Origin of the sequence: Kibdelosporangium persicum (assembly GCF_013280595.1) — a bacterium.
Taxonomy (GTDB): domain Bacteria; phylum Actinomycetota; class Actinomycetes; order Mycobacteriales; family Pseudonocardiaceae; genus Kibdelosporangium; species Kibdelosporangium persicum.
The window spans coordinates 1-3,303 of sequence record NZ_JAAATY010000081.1; the positions used below are offsets into that span (position 1 = coordinate 1).

3 protein-coding genes are annotated in these 3,303 nt (G+C 61.2%); all 3 read left to right on the top strand.

The features are described from left to right. A partial coding sequence (locus GC106_RS46920) for an RHS repeat-associated core domain-containing protein (RefSeq protein ID WP_281368822.1) occupies positions 1 to 2,134 on the top strand: 2,134 nt, incomplete at its 5' end. Positions 2,135 to 2,144: 10 nt separating this feature from the next. Next, on the top strand, positions 2,145 to 2,618 hold the full coding sequence (locus GC106_RS46925; protein ID WP_173142673.1) for an SUKH-3 domain-containing protein: 474 nt from the start codon (positions 2,145 to 2,147) through the stop codon (positions 2,616 to 2,618). A 143-nt stretch (positions 2,619 to 2,761) separates the two neighbouring features. Further along, on the top strand, positions 2,762 to 3,148 hold the full coding sequence (locus GC106_RS46930) for a hypothetical protein (protein WP_173142674.1): 387 nt from the start codon (positions 2,762 to 2,764) through the stop codon (positions 3,146 to 3,148). Positions 3,149 to 3,303: the final 155 nt, after the last annotated feature.

Consider the following 3,303-nt stretch of genomic DNA (forward strand, 5'->3'; position numbering starts at 1 on the left):
CCCGCCATCCGGGCCAGGCGCGGTGCGCCCGCACTCGCTGGCCTCGGTGACCCGGGTGGGTCCGAACGGCACGTCGAAAGACGAGTACACCTACGACGAGTCCGGCAACATGCGGACTCGCAAGATCGGCGGCAACACCCAGACGCTGGAGTGGAACGCCGAAGGCCGGGTCAGCAAGGTGACCGAAGCCGACGGCAAAGTCTCGGAGTATCTCTACGACAGCAGCGGCAGCCGACTGATCAAGCGGGAACCGAACGCTACGACGCTGTACCTGCCCGGCCACGAAGTGATCCTGCACAAGAGCACTGACACCGCGGTGGCCAAGCGGTACTACAGCCACGCCGGTGGCGGCATCGCGATGCGCAACTCCGCCAATGGTCAGCTGACGTGGATCGTCGGTGATCACAACGGCACTGACGAACTGGCGGTCATCGCGTCCAACCTCGGAATCGTCCGCCAGTACAGCGACCCGTTCGGCAATGCCCGTGGCCGCACCTCCCAGCACTGGCCCGATGACAAAGGCTTGGCGGGTGGTATCCGCGACACCACCGGGCTGACATCGATGGGTGCTCGCGAGTACGACCCGCGCACGGGCCGCTTCGCGAGTGTCGACCCGATCATGAACAACGCGGACGCGCAGCAGATCAATGGGTATGCGTATGCCAACAACAGTCCGGTGACTTTCAATGATGCCACCGGCCTGTTGACCAACTGCGGCGCCGACGGTGCGGCCTGCGGCTGGGTCGATCCGTGCGGGGTCTACACCTCAAGAGCCGAGTGTGAAACCGAACGTGCCCAAGAGCAGATCAAGCGCGAAAGGGACACGTACCGGGCGGACCAGCAACACAAGAAGGACAACAACCAGAAGGCCAAGAAACGGGCCGGCCAGAAGATGGGGTTGTCGGAGGCGGAACTGCGTCGCCTGGAAGAGGAAGCGGCGTCCAAGCGGGGTTTCTGGGATGTGATCAAGGAGGAGTTGCCGGACGTCATCGGTGACCTGACCGGTTTCAACGATGCCCGTGACTGCTTCACCAAGTTCGACCTGCTGGCCTGCGCGGGAATCATCCCGTGGGGCAAGGTGGCCAAGCTGCTGTCGTCGGCGAAGAAGGTCTTCAAGGCCGTCCAGAAGGCGCTGGACTGGGAGGAGCGTGTCCGCGCCGCCCGCCGCACCATGGGCCGCTTCGCGGAGTTGACCAGCGAGTACGTCAAAGAAGGCTTCGACGAGGTCAACAGGCTGCGTAAGAAGGACGTTGATGACGCCGCGGCCGCTCGGGCGGCGGCGAAGGATAAGCCGACTACGTGTCAGCGGCATAGTTTTCCGCCGGGCACGCGGGTGTTGTTGGTTGATGGTTCGTCGAAGCCGATCGAGGAGGTTGAGCTCGGCGAGGTCGTGTTGGCCACCGACCCGGAGACCGGCCGTACCGAAGCTCGTGAGGTGGTGGCGACCTGGGTGCACGGTGACGAGCCCACCCGGACCGAGTTGACCATCGACACGGATGGTTCAGCGGGTTCGGCCACGGCCACACTGGAGGCGACCGACTGGCATCCGATCTGGGTGGCCGACCTCAACGCCTGGGTCCCGATCGCCAATATCAAGGCCGGTTCCTGGCTACGGACCTCAACAGGCACATGGATCCAGGTGACCGCCGTCCGCCACTACACCAACAACACCCCCGCCCACGACCTCACCATCGACGGCATCCACTCCTACCATGTGCGGGCGGGTGCCACGTCGGTACTCGTTCACAACTGCAGTGCTCCGGTACCTGAAGACGGCGTCTCGGAAGAGCTCGCAGCTGTTGCGGACGCAGCCGAGATGCAAGAGGCGGACTTTGCCTCTGAGTACCGGTCACCGAGCGGTAATGTTTATCGTGCACACAACAAAGAGTTCGTGGCGATTCCAGAAGGCTTGAAGGATATCCTTCGGGAAAACGATCACCCTGCGTTTGTGTGCTCTGAAATGAAGTGTTTGGCGCGAGCGTACAATGCTGAAGGGCCAGCGGCGCTCAATGGCGGTACGATGACAACAGCTTTCGTTGGTGACTCCGACCATGGTGATCACGGGACACTGGCCCGGCCATGCAGAGGGTGTCGGCGAGTGCTAAATTCGCTGATGATCCGGATCGTCGAGTAAGGTGGCTATGGTGAAACTGAAAGTCCTACCGGAGTCCCGGTTGGCGCTGGAGCGGAGCGGTTGGTCGGAGACTCGCCAGGTTGATGTCTCGAAGGTCGTTGGGAGTCTTGCTGAGGTAGGCTACGAGATCGATGACGGCATGGTTGAGATCTTGAGTTCCTTCTACGGTTTGACTGTTGAACCGGCTGTAGAGGAGGGCGTTGATTTTCGCAACGAAGACCCTCTCGTCGTTGACCCTGTTCGGATTGGTCGCAGGCATATCCGAGAGGCGAATGATCTAAAAGACTGGTTCAAGGTTTCTTTCTGTCCACTTGGTTGGTGGCTTTGTCGGTCCCATGTTTACTTCTCTACCGATGGCATTGCGATCGCCTCGGCGTCAGGAGTGGTTTGGCACCTCGGTGACTCTTTCCCAGAGGCGGTCGATTTCATGTTGACGGGAAATCGTCCACTTGTGAGGTTGTGGAGCATGGATGGGATGGGTTGAAACGGTCCAGTGTATTCCGTCGGTGGGCCGACGGCGATGCGTGGATGGTACGTAAGTGGATGGCAACGTCAGTCGATTGATGAATTGCTGGGTCTGTGAGAATAGGCGACCTGGGTGCACGGTGACGAGCCGACCGGACTGAGTTGACTATCGACACCGACGGCACTGCCGGGTCGGCGACCGCGATGTTGGAGGCGACCGACTGGCACCCGATCTGGGTCGCAGACCTCAACGCCTGGGTCCCGATCGCCAACATCAAAGCCGGTTCCTGGCTACGGACCTCAACAGGCACATGGGTCCAGGTCACCGCCGTTCGCAAGTACACCAACAACACCCCCGCCCACGACCTCACCATCGACGGCATCAACTCCTACCATGTCCGCGCCGGCTCCATCTCCGTCCTTGTCCACAACTGCGATGGTGGAAATGCTGCCGCACAGGCTGACCTGGGTAACCTGCGACGAGGCCTCGGGCTACCTCCGGCAGGGGATGCCAAGGATGTAAGTACCGTCGCCCGCCTAGATGACTGATTCCGTGAAGATCACGTGAAGTGAGGCCGGGGCGCGGACATGAGAGGAGGGTGTTCAAGATCAATGTGTGACGAAAGAACTGAACACCCTCCTGACCGCACTCTACGTGCTGGTCGACGATCACGTGGTACCACCCCGCACCGGACGCGGCCGTC